The organism is Aliivibrio sp. A6, assembly GCF_028765505.1.
Classification (GTDB): domain Bacteria; phylum Pseudomonadota; class Gammaproteobacteria; order Enterobacterales; family Vibrionaceae; genus Aliivibrio; species Aliivibrio finisterrensis_A.
The window spans coordinates 23341-43615 of sequence record NZ_JARACR010000016.1 but is presented as its reverse complement, the minus strand read 5'-3'; the positions used below and the strand labels follow the sequence as shown (position 1 = coordinate 43615).

Genomic DNA, 20275 nt, shown 5'->3' with positions numbered 1-20275 from the left:
TGGAAATGTGCTTAACAACTGAAAAACAAGGAATTTTTAAATGAATAGAGAAGAATACACAAAAACCAAAATCCAAAAGACAGAAGAATCTTTGAAGCAAAGACCTTCTGATTTGAACTCATTGAGAGTGAATATGAACCAACAAAACTTTGAATCTAATGAAGAGTTTGTTGATGAGCTTTTCAACCAATGTTCAAAATACGATATTAGACCTGAGATATTTTTAGACCAAGAACAGAACTATCTTCAAATGCCAGCAGAAGCAAATGAGCTTTTACAAGACAAAGTGATTGACTTTCAAGACGCTGAACAAAAGGCTTTTGTAGCTCAAAATGACCAAGACGTTTTAGATCAAGATAAGACGTTGATGAAGTTTAACCCTGCAAAAATTAACGACTTTAAAGCAACTGATGAAGCTACGAATGATGAACAAAATGATCTGGTTATTGGTAATTCTGATGAAGAGCAATTTGTTGATTATTCTGGTGTTAATGATGTAAACCCTCTTAAAAAAGCTGAACCAGAGAATCAGAGTGATAGTGAAATTCAACAGCAAATAAAAAAATACGATGAGTGGGAAAAAGAGTATCGTGAGAAGCTGAAAGAGTCTTTGTCTTTTGAAAAGCAAGGTGTGCTTAAAGAGCGTGTTTTTGATCCAGATTCAAACACCTTTGCGACTTACACAAAAGCCATTGGGGGCGGTTATAAAAATGCGAGTGCTGGTGCTGACGCTTCGGTTAAACAGATTAAATCAATGTTCGCCAATGTAAAACCACCTGTATTAAACAACGCTCCAAAAGATGAAGAGACGCTTAAAAATGTCGTTGAAGCGTGGAAAGAGTTAAAAGCTGATGGATATGATATTTCAAAAATTAGTTGTGGCTTTGGAGTGCCAAAAGCATACAAAGAAGCTCTAAAAGAACTACAAAAACAAGATTTAGTAGTTAATCAAGAGTTAGAACTTGATAACTCTCTACAAATCGGAAAACCGATTGATGTTCCTGTTGAAGCTATTGAAAATGAGTCTAAACAAACAGAAAAGAACGTTGTAGAAGAGCCAAAATCTGAACCAACAAGCGACACTGAATCACCAGAATTTCAACCAGAACAAACATCGCAAGGCGATGTAGAGCAAGAGAATGAAGTTGTTTCGCAAGAGATGAGTGATTTTGCTAATGAGCTAAACGAAAAAGCTGCAATACCAGTTCAAGATTCATCCAACGCTTATGAAGAACCGCCTGAATTTGATGATGGTTTTGATTTCACGAGTGAACCAGTTAATGAAGATTCTGACGTTCAGCAAGAACAAACATTCGAGAACCAAGAGACTGATTTTGACGAATTGCCAGTGCAAGAAAATGCACCATCACCGACATACAGTGATGAAGGTGAGCTTGCTTATTATGAGCGTCTAAATGTTGAAAAACAGCAAATTGATGATGATCAGTCAGACGTTAAAAATGATGAGGTTGAGCCAGAGCAAACCGTTGAACAAGCACAAGAAGAAGTGCTTGAAGTAGCGCAAGTAGTGGATCACGATGCTGAATTACTGAAAGAGCTTGAAAATGATGTAGATAATGCACTTGAACAGCAACAACAAAAAAACGACTCTCAAAAACAAGATCGTAGAAGTCGAAATCGACAACGTAGATAAATGAAAAGAACAGGTTTCAAACCTGTTCTTTTTTTATACTGTAACTTTGTTCAATGCTTGGCTCATACACGCTTTTATCAACATTACTTCGGGTATGTAGTAAAGCTGTCTAAGATTGAAATTCTCTTCAACGTTTCTGAACTGATTTAACTGAATCAAATTCTCTACAAGACTATCTAATCGCATTTTACAGCTACCCCTTTCAAGCACCGACACTTCTTCATAGTGTCTTTGCAATTGCTCTTCTAAGACCAAGTAAGCTTGCTTATATGCTTCTGAACATTGTGGCTTGTCGTCAATCGTCAGAGCGTTAATAAGCGCAACGACTGAACGAGGCTTCAAGCCAACGTTTCTGAATTCATTCATTAACTCGTTTTTAAGCTCATCGTGTTCTAAAAAAAACGTCAAGGATTGATGAATCTCTTCAAAAAAGACTCTTTTAATCACTACTGAGCGACTGTGCTTCTTCTGTAATGCTTTCCAAATTTCTTCAATTGTCAGATCTTCGCTTTTAGTTAAATCAATGCCAAAAGATTTAATGAACATATCGACCATTTTATTATAGAAATTGTCTCTTTTCTCTAATGCTTTTTTTGTCGATTCTGAATATTTATCAGCAGCATAAGCTTGTAAGTATTGTTTGTTTAACAGTGAAAAATTAGCAGTAATTTTAAGCAAGCTTTGATATTTAAAGCCAGAAGCTAAGCAGATAAATTGATTTAAGCGATCATTTTCTTCTTTTGTTGCAGGTTGCTTGATATGTATGTATTGCACTAAGTTTGATAGTTGTTGTTTATTCATATAGATACTCCATTATAGTTTTTGTGATTGCTATAATATCTATACCATTTTTAATATAACTTTCAATTTTCTAAAAGAGTTATGCTTTTTTTGCTATACATTTTTTCATCAAAAATGGAAAAAGTTCAAAAGTAAAAGACCTTGTTTAAAGTGATATTTGTTAGTCTAAAAAATATTTAATAAATCTCTATTGAATAAAAAATATTTGTTGTAAATAAATATTATAAGAAACAATAATTAAAAATGGAGAATAAGAATGAGATTAAATCTTTTAACACTATCACTGCTTTCAGTAGTTTCGCTAAATGCGAATGCTGCGTTTGTTGCTGTTGTTCATAGCACAATAAGTAATCAAGAATTAGAAACACCAACGGCTTGTGTTTCAAGAACAGATCTGGTTGAAATGATAAAAAATAATGAAGATGTGACAAAAGTAAATACAAGTTGCATAACAGATTTTTCATTACTTTTTGACTACAACACTACATTTAATCAAGATATAAGCAATTGGGATGTGTCGAATGGAATAAATTTTACATCTACATTTATCGATGCATCGGCATTCAATCAAGATATAAGTGGTTGGAATGTATCAAAAGGAACGAGTTTTACGGGTATGTTTCGCAATGCAGTATCATTTAATCAAGATTTAAGTAAGTGGGACGTATCAAAAGGAACAAGATTTACATATATGTTTAATAATGCAACATCATTCAATCAAAATATAAGTGGCTGGAATGTATCAAAAGGGGAAGAGTTCAGTTTTATGTTTTCTGGTGCTACTTCATTCAATCAAAAATTAAACAATTGGAACGTATCCAATGGTGTTCGATTTAGTTCAATGTTTGCAGGTGCATCATCATTCAACCAAGATCTAAGTAGTTGGAATGTATCAAAGGTAAGAAAGTTTGATTCTATATTTAGTGATGCAACCGCATTTGATCAGGATATAAGTAGTTGGGCAATCTCTGAATATGCAACGAAAACTAATGCTGATATAAATTCTCCGATCCACAACACAGCGAAATCACCATTTTCTGCGCCAAAAAATGCTTGTGATACACAAACAGAGCTTACAAGAGTCGAATTAGATGCAATGATTGCGAATGGTGATGATGTGACGAACGTCTGCACAAAGGGTATTACTGATTTTAGCAATATGTTCTTAGATACATCTTTTAATCAAGATATAAGCAACTGGAATGTAGAGAATGGAGTGAATTTTTCTCGAATGTTTTACAGAACAAGCTCTTTTAATCAAGATTTGTCAAAATGGGATATGTCGAATGCTGAAAATTTATTAGATATGTTTTACGCAGCAGAACGCTTCAATGGAAATATAAACAATTGGAATGTAGAGAATGTATCAAATTTCAGGGGTATGTTCAGTCAAGCAGTGAAATTCAATCAAAATATAAGTGGCTGGAATGTAGGGAATGGTACAGTTTTTGCGAGTATGTTTTTCAAAGCATATGACTTTAATCAAGACATTAGTAAATGGAATGTTTCAAAAGGAACGAATTTTGGGTCTATTTTCAGTAGTGCAAGCTCTTTTAATCAAGACATAAGTGGTTGGACAATCGCAAATGGAGCTAATGTTGAATATGCTGATTTTAATTCTCCAATTCATAACACCGCTAAATCACCATTTTAAAATCATTATTAAACTAAAAAAGCACATTATTTGTGCTTTTTTTGTGTCTGATAGTATTAAAATAAAAAAGTTGAATTTATTTTCATGACCTAAAAACGTGATGCAAATCACATTGCAAAAAATTGGTTTTAACCTGTTTTTGGCTGTGTTTATGCTTTGTTCGGTATAAAAGCAATAAAATGTTCTTAAAACTCAATAACTTAAAAAATATTGAATTTTTATTTTAAATCACACCTTGGGTTTAATGTCAAGTTTTTTCTATTGACTTTTTCAAAAATTCCAGGCATTATTCTCAGCACAAATCGGAACAGAACAAAAACTAAATGGAAAACTTTTAACAGAAACTTTTATAGATAGTCAATTGGTATATAGATTACTAAAAAACACGTATAAAGTATTAACTTAACCAACAGGAACTTTTGTTCTTTCCCTGCATAAAACAGGAGAAAGAAAATGCAAAACAAAAAACTACAACAAGCTCTACAAAACATTACTGATTCCTTGAATGAAGAAATCAGAGAGCTGAATCATCTTTACTATGTAATGAATTCTGATGATTTAATGTTGAACTACAATCCTTTCGTCAACGGCTCAAAAGTCGTTAGAAACGCTGTCTCACAATCTTTGACTTTATCGAGCAAAGATCAGCTAATTGATTTTGTTCTTGGTATGCTTAACAAAGCTTATGCTGAGAATAACGTTTATCAAAAAATCCTCTTTAATGGTTTCAAATCGACAGTAAACGACTACTCGCTTACTGAGCATTGCTACGCTCAAATGATCGTAGAAATGTGCTCAAATCGTCCAGCTTGCAGACCTGATCCATTGCTATACACAACCCTTGCGGTAATCGTGAATCATTATGCTGATTACTTCCAAGACAGACACTCGCAACTGATAGAAGAAGCAAAGCTTGTTTGTTTAGCAAAGATGTTTGTGTCTATTCGAGCGAAAAAAGTTGAGTTGCAGTTAGCAAGCTAAAAAATACTTAAACAACGTCCCTTTTGTATGTCTGAAAAACTGGCAGGGGCAAGCTACATCTAAACAAAACTTAAAGAGGAATAAATACAATGAATTTAAAAATAAAAGATCTATCTGGATTTCGAGAAACATTAGAATATTTTGAAGAACTTAAATGTCTTGAAAGTGAGCAAAGAGCTGTTGTTAATCATTTTATCAAATTAGTTGATGATAAAGAAATCATATCTAAATCAGATTTAAATGAACTGCACAATGTTGTAAGCGTTGTTTATAACGCTTTTGATATTGATTCAAAACAATTGCTGATGGGTGTAATTATAAGGTCAAAACTTCTAAATATTTTAGAAGAATTGCTTGATATTGAAATAACAAAAATGGCAGTCAGAAGGTGGAAAAAACAGTCAAAAAAAGATCAGGTTAGCGAATGGTTCGAAGCTATGCAAAATGAGCATAAACAAAGATTAAAACAAATAGAGGATAAATAATATGAAAATTAAACTAACAGACAAAAATGACAATATTGAGATTGTCGATTATGAAGAGTTTAAAGAGTCCCAACAACTTTTTTATAACTATGTTGTTGAGTTAGCGATATCGAGTGTAAGACTACAAGATGTTGATTTTGACTTTGAATTTGAATCATATTCCGAAGAAATTATGTCAGCTTATGATTATGACGATGAAGATTTTGAAGTTGAAGAGTATGTGAGTTCAATTTATGAAAATTACATCGAAGACATTCAGCGTTTAATCAATAAATACTCTGATATTGAGATTATCTAACAAACAACAAACAACAAACAATAGAGAAATATAATATGAATACACAAATTGAACAATACAACGCAATCTTTAACGAAAATAGAGAATTAGAATCTCTAATGAATCTACTAATCGATCAAGATGAGCTTAAATACTATCTGAAAAAAGCATCAACAGATAAGTATTGCTGGACGCATACTGAAATTAACAATGGGTTTTATTTTGTCAAAAAGAATCAAGCTAAAAGCTTTTGCAAACAGCATAATGCTAAACAGATTGATACTGACATATTTTTGTTAATTGGGATTGTCGAACTGTCTGCAATATCTGATTCAGAAGTATCAAGCAAGATTATCAGGTCGATAAAAGATAAAGATTTACAACATATAGCTGAATGCATAAAAGATGAGATTTGGTTTTCAAAACAGATAGAACAAATGAAAAATAACGGTGTTGATATTGTTTATTTGTAATGCTCCAACTTAACCGCCAGTGGTTAAGTTTAAGAGTTATCAATGATAGCTTTTAAACATAACCACTTAAAAAGGATATTCTATGAGAAAAGTATTAAAAGTTATAGATGAAGAAGCACATCAACACGATATCAAGCAACAAAGAATGTTTGAAATTTTCGTAGAAATGCAATATGTGTTCGTCAATGCTTGGGTAGTTGAGTCTAAATATTCTGAGTATTCAGAGTCAGTATCAAAGATCACCACTGCATATCTAAATGAGCTAAAAAAGCACCCTTACCGTGATGTTTTAGGTGAAGTGATGGGTAAAATCTACGCTCTTAAAAACAGCAGTAAGTCTAAGTATTGCCAGCACTTAACGCCAACTTCAATAGCAGATTCAGTCGCTCAAATGCTATGTGTTGAAAAAGGTGAGTATTATGTTGGTGATATAGCTTCTGGCACTGGTGCAACAACCCTCGCTTTGCAAAAAGAACTATCTAACCAGAGTAATGATAAACACATAAAAATCTTGATGAATGACTTAGATTCTTACGTTAGTAAAGTTGCAGTGATACAGCAAGAATACACTCAAATGTTTCACAACAAATTCTCTACTTTCTATCTGAATTATAACCACGATGTGATTAAAGAATGGAATGATTTTGCGACACAAGGCATAACCAATAAAACGAAAATCATAGGTTGTACTGAGCGTAGTTTGATCACTAACGATGTTGTAAAACGTGCATTATCTTCCCCTGAGCACATTGAAGGAAAGTTGCTTATGAACTCTTTTCAATCCGTTCGAGCATTTAATCACTACCTTTCGACAGGTGAAGTTTAAAGCTTCTAAAAAATCAGATAAATAAAAAAGTATTACTTTTTTATGATTGATTAAATCCCTTTAAATGTGGATTTTGAAAATTATATTAAAAAAAGTGCTACAAAATTATTGACAAAGTGAAAATGTATGGAATAACAAATAATAAGAAAACAATAATTTAAAGAGGTAATGAATATGAAAATTATAGAGATAAAAGAAATAAACAAAAGAATTAATACAAATGGAAATGCATCATTTGAGGTTGTTGAGTTTCGTGTTGACTATACAATTGATGAACTTTCAGGTTATGAATACATCACTATTGAGTTAAATGAGAATAATGAATTAGTTTCTAATATAGATGATAATTCAATATTTTCAGACGAACAGAAAGAAGTGATTTTAAAAGCGGTGATGAATTTTCACGGAAAACCACTTGTAAGATACACTCTATTACCATTTTTAAAGCTAAATCAGAGACAAAAAAACATAGTCAATAAAGTATACGAAATGCTTAAAAATAGTGAGGTTTACCCTTCTGGTATGACAAAAGCAAATAAATTTTATGCTGATAATTCACACCTAATCAGTTGTAGAGCACCATCAAGAGCTTTTCCATATTCTGAATTGAATGCTTGTCGAACTAAAAAATACGTTGCAAAAGTATTGCAGTATTACAACTGCAAATCAGTGAAGACTTTACTTAAACATATCTAATAAAAAAGGGAATACGTTCCCTTTTTTTCCATAAAAACTATAACAAAGAGGAGTTTTCAAAATGACTAAACAAGTAAAAACTAAACATTCAGTAAGCGTTAACAAAAATCTATTAAACAATGCGTCTGTGCTGTTTCAAGCGAAAAATCAGAATGATGTGAAGTTATCGCAAGCGATTGATATTATGTCTCAATCTCTGCTTTTAGTAGCAAGTGAAGCTCTACCAGATGACTATACACAAGAGCTAAAAGATCAATTCTACACGGCTTACAACGGCTATTGCATAAATCATAAAATCGCAAAAGATGGATTGATTCAAACAATCAACAATATGTCTTCTGAGTTTTATCAAAGTTTCATATATGAGTCGAGCTACACTATTACTGATATTGATGATGCTATGAGAGTGATTGACGCTTGGACAAATATCCAAAAATTAGCAGTTTTGTATGATGTTTTGATGTTCTGGACACCGCTTTCATCAAGCGATAAGCAACAAATGTTTATAAATTAGAGCTTCTTCGACTATCGATAGCAAAATTACATATTTATAAAGACTGTTTTAGTTCTGGTTTATCAATTAAAAATTATGAAATTTTGATAAATAGTATCATTGAGCCAATAAGAGAATAATACTAAAAAGAAGGGTTTTCTAACTCTTCTTTTTTACGAACTCGAACAAAATTTAAATCATTTGTTTGACAAGTATTATTAAAATGTTATATCTAAAAGAGTATAGATTTAGTTGTTTTATACGCAATGAAGTTCTAAAAATAGTTATGTATTTCAACAGAGAATAGCCATGTTCATCATGGAAGTTGTAAGTATCGATTCTTACTATAACAAACAACTATATTTTTAGAGTTAAAACAAACGAGCTGAGGCGCTGATCACGCATCGGCTTTTTTGACACTAAAAAACACTCTAACGAGTGCTTTTCATTTATGGTCTTCTATTCCTTCTGCGAGTTGGCTTCTCTGCCTCTGCAACAGTGGCTTCAACGGCTTCTGGCTGCTTTTCTTTGACAACTTCAAGCCTTTGCTTGTCTTCTGCTTCAAATCGCTCTCTAAGCTCTTGACGAAGCTCTTGTGTGTTGTATTTTTCATAAGCTTGATAGACAACTGGGTAAACCGTATCAGCTTTCTTAGCCATTTTTTGAAGTTGTGTTAGATCATTATTCGACAAGTATTTTAAAAGTCCTGCGTGTTTGTTGATGTTATCGTAGCCAAGCTTTTTCATAATCATAGTCGCTGATAGTTCAGTAAGTATCTCTTCTTTAACTGCTAAACCATCAACACGTTTAGAATCTAACTTGCGCTTATCGATACTTTGAGTTGCATGAACAAATTCGTGTAGCATTGTAGAGCAATAGTGAATATCAGACATATACTTGCTTCTTTCTGCCATAAAGACAGTCGAACGGCTTCTATCTTGGGCTGTTACGCAATGTGCTGTATTTAAGTCTTTTTCAACAAAGTCGATTTGCTCATATTCAGTAGTCATAGCAATTTTAACAATTTCAGCGTCAATCCTCGCTTCAAGGTTTACACGCTCTGGTGTCATTTGTTTAGATTTTAACTTTTCATACGCTGCAAACTCTGGAATCGAATCAATAATTCGTTCTGGCAGAATGTCTTTAAAATCTTCAATAGCAAAGTATTGCCATTGACGGGTTTTAGTCTGAAAGTTAGTCAGAATCTCGTGCATTTCTTCTCTTGATAATCCACGCTTTTGAAGCTCATCTATACGCTTGTAAAGATCTTTACCAGTTAGTGATTTTTTCTCTTCTGTGTCCCAAGCAGTAGCAAAAGAAGAGATAACTGCAGCTTTGGCTATTTTGCCTTTCATCGGTTTATCTGGATCAAAACCTTGTGGCGCATTGTCTAAACGAAACTCATCTTTACAGCTCGTTAGAAGCTCGTTTAAGTGCTTGAACGTTGCAAATACTGGCACGTTAACTTCTATTTTTCCTTCGTGCATATCAGCTTCAACCTGAGCGAACTGGATTACATTGAACTGTTCTACTTGATGTTCGCCAGCTTCCATTACAAGCTTTCTTGGTGGCACATTTAGCTCGGTTGAATGAATATAACTTTCCCAATCGGGTTTTTCCGTTGCATCTGATCCGATGAATTTAGCTAATTGAGTTTCAATCAGTTCTAATGCTTCTGAGTTTTTCTTTTTAGCGTCTTCTTTGCTATATGTGCGTTTCCCACTTTTATTTCTATACGTTTTTCTTGCCATAATTGTTTCTCCATTTTTTAATGACCATACTTTTGTCATATCATGAAAATGAAAAAATTGAATAGAATGAAAAATGGTAAGGATTTTTTGTTGTTTAAGTAAAAGAAAAATGATTTGATAATCTTGAAAAATAGACGTAAAAAAACTGACTAAAAATTATAGTCAGCTTAGTATTTTAATACTCTTTAAAGTCTTCTGGTTTGAAATATAGATATTCAGTCTCATCAAAATACTTTTCTTCATCAACAATTCTAAGAAAAACATCAAAACCACTTGATAGATAATCAGTAAGATTATCTGTGTATGTTTCTAAATCCTCAAAATCAAACTCATCACTACCTTCAAAAGCAGTATTACCATTTGATACACCATTAAATCTGTAAACGTGATAGCCACAATCAAGAGTAAATGTGCAGTCTGTTATGACATTCTCATCAAATCGTAGAATTGCGATTCCTGATTTATAGTGTTCTTTATACTTGGTGTAGAATCTATCTCTAAAATCTTGATAGCTGTATTCGTCTTTGAAGTCTTCATAGACTTTTTTAAACAATGTCTCTGACGATTCTACGAATTTGTATCTTTCAATTTTTAACTCATATTCATTATTCATTTTTTTACCTCTATGTTTAAATCTTCTTTAATTTCCCAAATAATTTTATGGCACTCTTCAATAGTTATAACTTTCGGGTTATTCATATAGCAACTTTCAAGCACATCTACTAAGTATTTCCAAGCGTCAAAATCAGGATTGTTATTCAAACTGTTAATCACAACTTTGCGACTGTTTTCTAATCTGCTAATTAACTGACGTTTTGTTTTTGTGTTGTATTCTTTTTCGTAATCCATTATTTAATCTCCTTTGTTATTAATAGATATACTACAAAATAGTTTTTATTCAATTTTTCGTAAGATTATGCACTTTTGCAAAAATTGGAAAAATGACATTAGCTATATTAAACAAGGTTTTCTTTGGACTTTGAAGGGTTAAAACTTGCTGTTTTTGATTTGACATATTTTTAAAATATGGATTAATAAAGGTATGACAAAACAACAACTTGTCATATAAAAAATAAAACAATTAAAAAAGGAAATAGAAATTATGTTTAAAGAAACTTATAGAAAAATCACAGCAAGAAAAACAAAGACTGAAACGTTAAAAGATACTATGTTTTACTATGCAAGTATCGTTAATCAACCTGCATTTACAAACACAACTATCACTTTTATTACTGACGATAAACAAGCTTTTGCGCTTGAAGAGATTAAAGCGGCTCTATTATCTCAAAAAGAATATGCGTTAATGAAAAGAGAAGCAGATCAAAGACATGTTAATCTTATCGCGCAGGGGTTCACATATAAAGCAATTGAAACGCACGTAAAAACGCTGGAAATGCACGTTAAGAAAGTAATAGCGATGAGAGGTAATGACACTGTTTATTTTGGTCTTACTCCTGATAATGAACTGATTATCAAAGCTAATAAACATTCAAGAGATGGGGTTTTAGCTACTATCAACAACATCAAGTTAACTACTCTTAAAATCAAAACGATGTAAATAATAATGATAAATAGACAGAATAAAATGACATAAGAAAAGCCAGCTTGACACTGGCTTTTTTTATTCTGTGAGTTTTATTTTTTATGCTTTTAATTGACTTATTTTTTAATTGTTATATTCGTGTCTGTATAACAAGGAGAATAGAAATGAGAAATAAAATCAATAATTACTACAAGTTTTCAACAACAATCAAAGAGGCAGAAAAGCAGGTTTTAAAGTATAAAATCAAAGAGCTAAAACGTATTGAATCTAAGTTCAAGAAAATAAAAGTTAATCAGATCCAGTTATGTAATTTCATCAACGGTAAACAGCCACATTTGAGTAAAATGATAAATCATTCAAGGAATGATATATCGAAATTTTCATTCAGCAATGTGTTGAGATACAAAATTTCTGTTTTTCATTACAAAACTATGACTCTTACTGATAGTCAAAATGCAATTGATATGTATAAAATTATTCTTGGTAATCGCATTGTAGAAAAGATCAGAAGCTTAAATGTATCTCAACAATACATAGCGAATCATTTTAATACGACACAATCAAGAATCGGTTGTCTATGCACTTCAAAAACCTTTGATTCTTTTTCTCTTGCTATGCTGATGAAATACGCAATTGTATTAAATGTTAAACACAAAGATTATCCCTCAAAATAAAGAAAAATAAGCAATGTTGTAAAATATTGCTTATTCTTTTTTTAGTATAACTCTTGTCTCTTTTTCTTTAAATGATATTAGTAATAGTATATGAAGGAGAAAAAGGAATGAAACAATTAATACTAATATTTTTAAGCATTATTATGCTGTCTGGTTGTCAAGAACCAAGCGATGAAGCTTGTGTTGAGTTAGATGGAGGTATGAAAACCATAGAGAAAATGTCTTTCTCTGAACACTTTTCTATTTGTAAATCAAAAGACAAAACAATCAGTCTTATCGACACTTTTCACGATACTAATGATAATCCGCTTAACAAGTATTTTGAAGAGAATCAGCATATAGACGCTGATCAAGCTGCTTCAAAAAATGCTCTTCAATCAAAGCTAAATGACACTACAAAGTTCAGTCATAAGCTATATAAGAACTTTGCTGTGTTTTTGACAGTCTTTTCAACGTTGGCGGTGTTGTCGATTCTGACAGTCGTTGTTAGACGATTAGCTAATGACAAAGACCAACAGAAGTTTAGTCTTAAAAAAAGTGCATTTTGCTTAACCATAGCGACTACGATTGCTGGTCTTCATTATGCTTCACCACAATTCCAAATCACGCAAAATCAAGCTGCGGTGAGTTATGCAAATGGTTTATCAAAGAATCTAATGAGTTTCCTGATTGATGAAGCTCAAAGTGATCACAATTATCAAGTGAAGAACTCACGCACACAAGCAGAATTGGAGCTTGTTTCGCTATTCGATACTAACACTTGTTTATCAAACAATAGAAAGTATGAAATTGGTGCTCGTGATCTTGCTTCTCGTGAATTTGAAGATCAGAAAGCAGCTATCGACTATTACAACAAGAAAAACGATGCTTACTTTCCAATGCTTGAAGACAAGAAACATCGAGGTTTCAAGCTTTATTACCACGATAGAGCTTCATTTCCGACTTTGACAATGGTGAATGCTGATGGGTGTAGCTCTCTTGTTTACAGTCAGAATGAATACTCTCACGAGTTGGGTGAGTTAATGCGTGAAGTGAAGTTCAGCGAAACTGTGTTTAAAGCTGTTGGTTCAAAAGATTATAAAGCTGGTTGGGATACTTTAAATGGTAATTTTTCTATCTATCAAACTAAATCAGAATTGACTAAGAACAGAAAATCTCAACTTCTTATCGCTTACAGAAACGAGTATCAAAAAGGTCTGTTAGTTGGTTATGTGCAGTTTAATGATAAAGGCAAACCAATTGCGTTTGAAAGAAGTAGTCTTGATCACTGGTTATCACTTGCAGATAAACACTATGAATTTTCAAACAAGAAAATGTGTGCTTTGAATAGTCAAATCGTTCAAAAAGCAAAGAATGATTTTGATGAGTATTTACAGACTAACGTGATGTTTGATTATCACTGTTTAACTTTCAACAAGGGCGATTCAGTTCAGTTAATTTCAGATAAGGTCTATCAAATTGATGGTTCTGATAAAGAAGTGATGTTAAATGATATTGAGTATTACGAAAACCAAGCACAAGCGATTTTTAACAGTGCTGTTGATGAACTGGCAAATCAATATGATGTAGTTAACCAAGCTTTCTATGAGCAAATCCACGAGATTTACGATGTTGAAGAGCGTTTAGTTGAGTTATACAACGAAGGTTTTAAGAGCTTCAACAAGTTCTGGAAAGTCCTTAAAACAGGTAATGGTGAATATCAACATTTGTTCAGTAGTAGCGCATCTTTGAATATTTTCGATACGTCAAAGTCATTACCATATTTTCAAACAAGATCTGATTTAGAGAGTGAGCCACACTATAATCTTTATACTGTTGATAAAATGGCTGATATGTATTCATTCGATCTGAGTAAAGCTGTGGAGCTTGTCGCTAAGTCTAATAGCTTCGGTAGTGTCTTATTAAAAGATAAGTATCAGGTTGATTCTGTTGATGTTGAGCAAAGTGGAACAGCGTTAGAATCTGCTGAATCGAACATTCTTGATGAAATTCAAGGTCTGAATAACGAAATGATGAAGCTTTACTGTGTTAAAGACTCTACAACCACTTCACAAGAGCTTTTAGATTGTCAGATTAACGCAAGCAAAGGACAAGGGAATCAGACTTATCACGATGTTCAAAATGCGCTTCTGATAAATGGTGGTAAAGCCGTTGTAGGTGGTTTAACTACAATAGCTTCATCAAGCATTACGTCTGCGATTGCAAAAGCGATGCTTGATCAAAACACTGGCAAGAAAAAAATCAAAACGGGTAAGAAAAATAAAGCTGCTGTGCTTAAAAATATCACTGCTAAAACGTTAGACGCTACAAGCACAACGGCTAACTTCTTAGGTGGTTTATCGATGAAAGCTGGATTTGTATTTTTCATATTTGGCTTGCTAATGCAACTACCAGAATTATTTGCTCAAAGCGTAAATCACATTACTCAATTGTCTATTGTGTTTGAGTTAAAGCTATACCCGTTCTTGATCGCTTACGTAGTAGCTCAAATGTATTTTTTAAGCACTGATTCTACTCATCACGTAAAAGCGTTGGGTAAAATTGCATTGATTTTGGCCTCTCCGTATATGCTTGCTACGACTGGATTTTTAGCACTTGCAACACTGTTGTATGTTACTGATTTGGTGATTAACTTTTTACCAGTTGTGTTTGACTTTTTATCGTTGAATTTCACTGCTACATCGGGACACGATAGCTTTTTTGAACAGTTTATTGGACTATTTTTAGACAATATGACAGGGCTGATTTTGCTTGGTGGAACTATCTATTATTTGATTAATATTGGTTCTCACATGATGAGATTGACTGATGCGCTTGATGATGTCTCTTTGAAGAAAACAACTGCTGACGATGCGTATGAGCAAAACAAAAGAACTTTTGATATAGCGATAGTCGGTGGAACAGCTCAATTCAATAGATTCACTAAATCGTTGAATGAAAAACTAAGAAAATAACTACTGATTATTTTTCACTAAAAAGATCTCTTTGGAGGTCTTTTTTTTGCCCTTTTTAAAGTGATTTTGAAAATCATAACTTGTTGAAAACTTTTCTTTTTTCTAATCCGTGTTATACAGATTATGAGATAAAAAGGAAATTTTACATGAAACAATTAAAAACAAAAAACAAAAGGAGTTTAAAGTTAAAAATCAGCTACTTAATCATCTTAGTTATGATTCTGTTTGTTGGATTTTCTAACGCAAATGGCAACTTCGTAGACGATTCAACAAAGCACATTTTCAATTTGTTTACTGAGTTAAAAGGCGGTGAATCTGCTGGAACTACGTTCTTGCCAACAAACGCACAAAACAGTTATGGAATGAATATAACTTTTGCTCAATACATTGCAATTGCGATTATACCTCTGTTTTTAGGCACTTTTTTAATCAAAGGGCTGTTAGCCTACGCATTTAATGACAGAGATAGAATCGGTGATGGGTTTCAGTTCGTTAGCTTGCTTATCGTTTTAGCGTTGATTACGCCTAAGTTTGGGATTTATGTAGCTGGTAAGAATGGCAGCCCAGGTTATCAAAAACCTATCGTGGTGTTTGTAGGTGAGCAAATTGCCTTAAAATTCTTCTACTTCGTAGATTCCATAGGTGAACAAGATTTTGATAAACCCGTTGATATACCTGACTTTAAATTAGCTGATCCAGTTGCGTTTTACGATGACTATTACGCTATCACAAACCTAATGCTACAAGCTGATTTTGATAAAGAGTCAGAGAAAATAACGGTTGTTAAAGACCAAGGATTTTATAAAACAAACGTTATGATTGGGGGTGAAATTGTTAGCTTGTCGCTTCAATCAAACGAGATTTTAAACAACCAAGTTTCTGAGATTGGCATTGATTTACAAGCCAAAGAAGAAGCTTATGCAATAGCGCATTTTACTGACTTATTTGAACACGCTGCGAAGGTGAAAAAAGCTCTTGAAGGTGTTGATGTGGGTAAGCATAGACAATCAACAGCAAGTATCTTTGACACGATTTTGAGTGATGTTGAAGTTGCTTACAGTAGGGATTATACGACTTACTGTGATTCGATATACAAAGACTTACCAGAAGCGATGGACACCATAACGTTCAATAACTTTCTTGATGTGGCCGCCCTGTGTGGCTCAAAAAACTTCATAGCTAAACACTATCAGAATCCTTTCTATGACTATGAAACGCAAGTCTTCTCAAACACTGAGCTAAACAAGGGTTTTGCTATGTATTTCGGCACTGAGATAGAGAACTATTCATACAGTGTCGATCAAATCATCGATAAAGCTAAAAGCACTTGTGAAGGTGGTTATTACGCTTGCGCACAAGCTGCTAACTTTGCTGGTCATAAGGATTTTGTAAGGAATATAAAAGCTGGTGCGGTATCGCCACTGGCAAGGACAATAGGCGATAACTTTGACGCAAGTGATAAGACATTCAAACTAATCACTACAAGGGGTTATGACTCTTCTTCTGCAAAAACGAGAGACTTTAAAGATTTGAGTGTTGGAAAAGAATCAATTGGAGAGTTTGAATTTGAGACAACTTCAACAAACTACTCTGAGCACATTAACGCATTGGTAAGCAATCTTGTATCACTGACGAAAGTTGATATTGATACTGATTTTGAAAAAGTCTTAAACACGTATGTAGCTGATGACATTGCACAACCTTTTAAGCGTTTAGCGACTTGCGCTATTCATTCATCACAAGTTAAAAACGGGTTTCGCTGCACTTCAATAACGTCTGAAATACTTAAAGCTGGAAGTGGGTTTTTGCAAGGTGGTTCTAAACTTGTTTTGTTAAGTGAAATGACTAATTTATCGCATAGCAAAGGCAAAAAAGACGGTCTTGAAGTTGGTAAAAATAGCAAGTTTACGAAGTCGATGAATACTGCAAAAGTGTTAAGTGCTGGATCTGTTATGTATCTGACTGACAAACCATTTTTAAACACTCCGTATCAATTTGATGGGACGGTTGAAGCTTTGATTAGTTCAAAAATCATTATTAGCCTGATGATTAGCGATCCGCAACTTAACAGCGATTTAAACAACATAATCTCTGACATTGGCTGGAAAATGATTTGGTTTGGCATTGCGTTGTTCGTGATTGTTCTTGCAGTGCCTTTTATCTTGATCACTCGCTTACTTGCTACTGTCGTGAAAATCATAACTATGATTCAAATATCACCAATTTCGTTTGTGATAGCTGTAATTAATGAATACGGGTCAGCTCGAAATCTTGTTATCGCCTTTTTTAAGCAGTTAATATTATTAGCTATCTATACAGTAACTATGCTGATGAGCTTTGATTTCTTAGACATTTTGATTATGAGTTTTGTTGATGACTTGATGTATAACTACTCGTTTGAGTTTGTGTCAATCGAGAATTTCTTCTTAAACATTTTTCAGTTTTTGATGTATGCAATCTTTTCGATATTCGTTGTTGTTAAGTTCTTGAAACAGAATCAAGTCGAGATAGAAAAAGCAGTGAATACGCTGTAAGAGGTTGTTATGAATAGAGAATTAAACGACTCGCAACAAGCAACACTAAGCTTCTTTCATCATCTGTTTTTAGATAAGTTTGATAGTCCACAGCACTATAATACTTATGATGGTTTTATAGCAGAGCTTAAACAGTCTGATACTTTTCAGACTGCTCTATCACAAGCTCTTACGGCTTGTGCTAATGATCTGACGGTGTTTATTGATGAGACTTGCAACAGGGAAATGAGCAAAGAAATTCACTCACGATTAATGCAGTTGCAAAAGCCTGTGATACTTACTTTATACAAAGAAAGTCTGATTAAAAGGTCATACAAGCTTTGCTTAATCAATGCTGTTTACGATCAGCGTGATTTGACTGAAATTGAGCTAAATGACGTTAAACAACTCTTGATAAGGATTAACGAAAAAGAACACGTTTTAGAGTTATTTGAACTGTGTGTAAGAATCGTTGAAGAGCTTGTTGAGTATAAACATAAAGTGAAAAGAAGAAAATTAAAAGGAAAAAAACCGAAGTGAAAAACTTTGGTTTTTCTTTATTTGTATAATTGTGAAAGTCGTAGGTCCTGATAAAATAATACTATAAATTAAACGATTGGGATTGTAAGAATGAAAGTATCAAAAACAACGATTAACTTTGCTTCAAGAAGAAATATTGAACTTGTCATTGATGATGAATCAATCTCGTTTTTCCCACTAAATGATGATAGTGGTGAACCTGCTTTTGTCTACTCTATTCAAGAGTCAGGATTGTTTTTTAAAGCCAATATTTGGCTTAAATCTGCTGTTAAAGAAGAGCTTCCTCGCTGGATTATGAATGAACAAATGCTAAGAAATGTCCTTTCTTTTGTCAGTCCATCATTCAACGACTAACACCAGTCAAAATCACCAGATCGAAGACGTTGAGATAACTCAACGTTGTTCACGACTACTCTATGTAAGTCTCTTAAATATCTGATATTTTTATCATAAACACTCAAATCAGGTATGATCTGCAACTGTCTGTATTGCTTTGTTTTTATCACTGACAATAGCTGCCTGTGATGTGCGAAATGCTCTTCAAAATCAGACAATGTAAAGCCTCTCTCTTTTATCTCTGACTCAAAACAAAACTTATACTCTTCATCTTTCAAGTTCTTGAAAATTGTATATGTTAGTTTTATTTGTTTTTTTCTTAAATCTTCACTCATAAAAAATCTCCATTCCATAACTATTAAATACCATGAAATAGAGTTTCTACAAGCTGACTGCTTGAACTTATTTAATAAAATGTTATGTCTATAATTGTATAACATTTAAAAATAAGGAATAAAAATGATAAGGACAGTACAAGAATTTTTAGATTTTGTAGAAAATGACTCTGCTTTAACTAATATTAAAGATGTCGAATTGGTTGATAAAGGTGATGTGGTTGTTGTGAAAAAACTACCTGTGGCTTTTGATAACTATGAACATAATGAAAAGGAAGAAAAGAAAAACAATTTCAAGAGGTTTTTACATCAAAGTCTTGGTAAAGAAATTGTTTTTGAAGATGAGAAACAATTCAACACTAATGATTTCCCTGTGAGTGAAATTGATGTGTCATTTGAAGAGTCATTAGATGATTTTGAATCAGACGAAACACCAAGCTTTGGTGTTAGCAAGCCTAATGAAAAAGATGAAGTTGATCCGCTAACCATCATAACCTTTAATCCAGCAGATACAGAAACTAAGAAGCGCATAACGCCTTTTAAAATAATACTGAAAGTTGATGAGGTGTTGTTTAATGCACTTTATCGCTCTGGGATTATCTCAAACACTGATTTAGTTCGTGTTAGAGATATGCTGAAACCAGTCTATGACAAGCGATTAGTTCTGTCTCACTCTAAACGAGATGGATTGATAGACACTGTGCATTTGACGTTTAAAAATACGCTTGTCGAGACTGACACTGTTGAAATTGAAGAAGAGGCTTTACTATTCATCATCTTGTTCATAAACAAGCTCTACGGTAAAGCTTACAGAAGCTCTTATATGCCTGTATTTGAGCATTTTAATGAGTTTTTAGCCAATGGCTTAACGCTATCTTCTGGAAGTCGCATAGAGCCGTTGAGCAACGAATTTGCATTACAGAAATTCATATCAAATAGAATTCGTGAAAAGATTCAAAACAAAGACGCTTTTACTTTCATCAATCAGTGCATAGTCGATCATCTGAAACCGCTTCAAAGCGTTCTCTTTAATCACGAAGATGAGTTAATGCAGAAAGCTGATCAGAATAAGAAGCTTGTATTGACAGCAATCGATCACGGTTTTCTTGACTACAATGATGACATTAAGTTCTATTTGAATGTTGTAGATGTGAATAAATTGGCTGTGCTGTATTCTGCTTTTATCACTAAGTTTTACGTGCAAGCTATCTACTACGGGATTGATGAGCATTTCAAACTAAACAAGGCAAAATAGCACTTTTGCAAAAATTGGAAATGTGCATAAATCA

General features: G+C 33.1%; 21 protein-coding genes. 16 read left to right on the top strand and 5 right to left on the bottom strand.

The genetic code is table 11. From position 1 onward, the window contains the following. Positions 1–40 precede the first annotated feature (40 nt). Complete coding sequence (locus PVK70_RS10940) at positions 41–1654, top strand: hypothetical protein (RefSeq protein ID WP_130043330.1); 1614 nt, start codon at positions 41–43, stop codon at positions 1652–1654. Between the two features lie 33 nt (positions 1655–1687). On the opposite strand, the gene PVK70_RS10935 is transcribed toward PVK70_RS10940, so the two are convergent. Further along, positions 1688–2455 carry a hypothetical protein gene (locus tag PVK70_RS10935; protein ID WP_130048249.1) on the bottom strand — a complete coding sequence of 256 codons (768 nt, stop codon included), beginning with the start codon at positions 2453–2455 and terminating at the stop codon, positions 1688–1690. 256 nt (positions 2456–2711) lie between these two features. Here PVK70_RS10935 and PVK70_RS10930 point away from each other — a divergent pair, with 256 nt between their 5' ends. The 8 genes from PVK70_RS10930 (at position 2712) to PVK70_RS10895 (ending at position 8361) form a co-directional block, all read left to right on the top strand. After that, entirely contained in the window at positions 2712–4109 is a 1398-nt protein-coding gene (locus PVK70_RS10930) for a BspA family leucine-rich repeat surface protein (protein ID WP_130048248.1), read from the top strand. 453 nt (positions 4110–4562) lie between these two features. Next, on the top strand, positions 4563–5090 hold the full coding sequence (locus PVK70_RS10925) for a hypothetical protein (protein ID WP_130043333.1): 528 nt from the start codon (positions 4563–4565) through the stop codon (positions 5088–5090). An 89-nt stretch (positions 5091–5179) separates the two neighbouring features. Continuing rightward, positions 5180–5575: a hypothetical protein gene (locus PVK70_RS10920; protein ID WP_130043334.1), complete on the top strand. Its 396-nt coding sequence runs from the start codon at positions 5180–5182 to the stop codon at positions 5573–5575. A gap of 1 nt (position 5576) precedes the next feature. After that, complete coding sequence (locus PVK70_RS10915; protein ID WP_130043335.1) at positions 5577–5873, top strand: hypothetical protein; 297 nt, start codon at positions 5577–5579, stop codon at positions 5871–5873. A gap of 35 nt (positions 5874–5908) precedes the next feature. Beyond that, positions 5909–6325 (top strand): hypothetical protein, encoded by a 417-nt coding sequence (locus tag PVK70_RS10910; protein WP_130043336.1) that lies wholly within the window; start codon positions 5909–5911, stop codon positions 6323–6325. An 82-nt stretch (positions 6326–6407) separates the two neighbouring features. Further along, on the top strand, positions 6408–7151 hold the full coding sequence (locus tag PVK70_RS10905; protein WP_130043337.1) for a hypothetical protein: 744 nt from the start codon (positions 6408–6410) through the stop codon (positions 7149–7151). A gap of 168 nt (positions 7152–7319) precedes the next feature. Beyond that, a complete protein-coding gene (locus PVK70_RS10900) occupies positions 7320–7847 on the top strand; it encodes a hypothetical protein (RefSeq protein ID WP_274441437.1) in 528 nt (175 codons plus the stop codon). A 61-nt stretch (positions 7848–7908) separates the two neighbouring features. Next, the gene (locus tag PVK70_RS10895) at positions 7909–8361 is read left to right on the top strand and encodes a hypothetical protein (RefSeq protein WP_130043339.1); all 453 of its coding nucleotides are present in this window, start codon (positions 7909–7911) and stop codon (positions 8359–8361) included. Between the two features lie 428 nt (positions 8362–8789). On the opposite strand, the gene PVK70_RS10890 is transcribed toward PVK70_RS10895, so the two are convergent. From PVK70_RS10890 to PVK70_RS10880, 3 genes are all read right to left on the bottom strand, one after another. Beyond that, positions 8790–10091 (bottom strand): zincin-like metallopeptidase domain-containing protein, encoded by a 1302-nt coding sequence (locus PVK70_RS10890; RefSeq protein ID WP_130048245.1) that lies wholly within the window; start codon positions 10089–10091, stop codon positions 8790–8792. A gap of 175 nt (positions 10092–10266) precedes the next feature. Further along, positions 10267–10704 (bottom strand): hypothetical protein, encoded by a 438-nt coding sequence (locus PVK70_RS10885; protein ID WP_130043341.1) that lies wholly within the window; start codon positions 10702–10704, stop codon positions 10267–10269. Next, a complete protein-coding gene (locus PVK70_RS10880) occupies positions 10701–10940 on the bottom strand; it encodes a hypothetical protein (RefSeq protein WP_130048244.1) in 240 nt (79 codons plus the stop codon). The genes PVK70_RS10885 and PVK70_RS10880 overlap by 4 nt, the downstream gene beginning before the upstream one ends. A 253-nt stretch (positions 10941–11193) precedes the next feature. Here PVK70_RS10880 and PVK70_RS10875 point away from each other — a divergent pair, with 253 nt between their 5' ends. From PVK70_RS10875 to PVK70_RS10850, 6 genes are all read left to right on the top strand, one after another. Beyond that, entirely contained in the window at positions 11194–11649 is a 456-nt protein-coding gene (locus tag PVK70_RS10875; RefSeq protein WP_274441436.1) for a hypothetical protein, read from the top strand. 149 nt (positions 11650–11798) lie between these two features. Beyond that, positions 11799–12308, top strand: coding sequence for a hypothetical protein (locus PVK70_RS10870; protein ID WP_130048242.1), 510 nt, complete (start codon positions 11799–11801; stop codon positions 12306–12308). A gap of 107 nt (positions 12309–12415) precedes the next feature. Continuing rightward, positions 12416–15262, top strand: a complete 2847-nt coding sequence (locus tag PVK70_RS10865) for a hypothetical protein (RefSeq protein WP_130048241.1) — start codon at positions 12416–12418, stop codon at positions 15260–15262. Positions 15263–15408: 146 nt separating this feature from the next. Next, positions 15409–17796 (top strand): hypothetical protein, encoded by a 2388-nt coding sequence (locus tag PVK70_RS10860; RefSeq protein ID WP_130048240.1) that lies wholly within the window; start codon positions 15409–15411, stop codon positions 17794–17796. 9 nt (positions 17797–17805) lie between these two features. Then, complete coding sequence (locus PVK70_RS10855; RefSeq protein ID WP_130048239.1) at positions 17806–18315, top strand: hypothetical protein; 510 nt, start codon at positions 17806–17808, stop codon at positions 18313–18315. A 90-nt stretch (positions 18316–18405) separates the two neighbouring features. Next, positions 18406–18669, top strand: coding sequence for a hypothetical protein (locus PVK70_RS10850; protein WP_130048238.1), 264 nt, complete (start codon positions 18406–18408; stop codon positions 18667–18669). Here the strand turns inward: PVK70_RS10850 and PVK70_RS10845 are convergent. Beyond that, entirely contained in the window at positions 18666–18986 is a 321-nt protein-coding gene (locus PVK70_RS10845) for a hypothetical protein (protein ID WP_130043349.1), read from the bottom strand. The genes PVK70_RS10850 and PVK70_RS10845 overlap by 4 nt on opposite strands. A 124-nt stretch (positions 18987–19110) precedes the next feature. Here PVK70_RS10845 and PVK70_RS10840 point away from each other — a divergent pair, with 124 nt between their 5' ends. Further along, positions 19111–20241, top strand: coding sequence for a hypothetical protein (locus tag PVK70_RS10840; protein ID WP_130043350.1), 1131 nt, complete (start codon positions 19111–19113; stop codon positions 20239–20241). Positions 20242–20275: the final 34 nt, after the last annotated feature.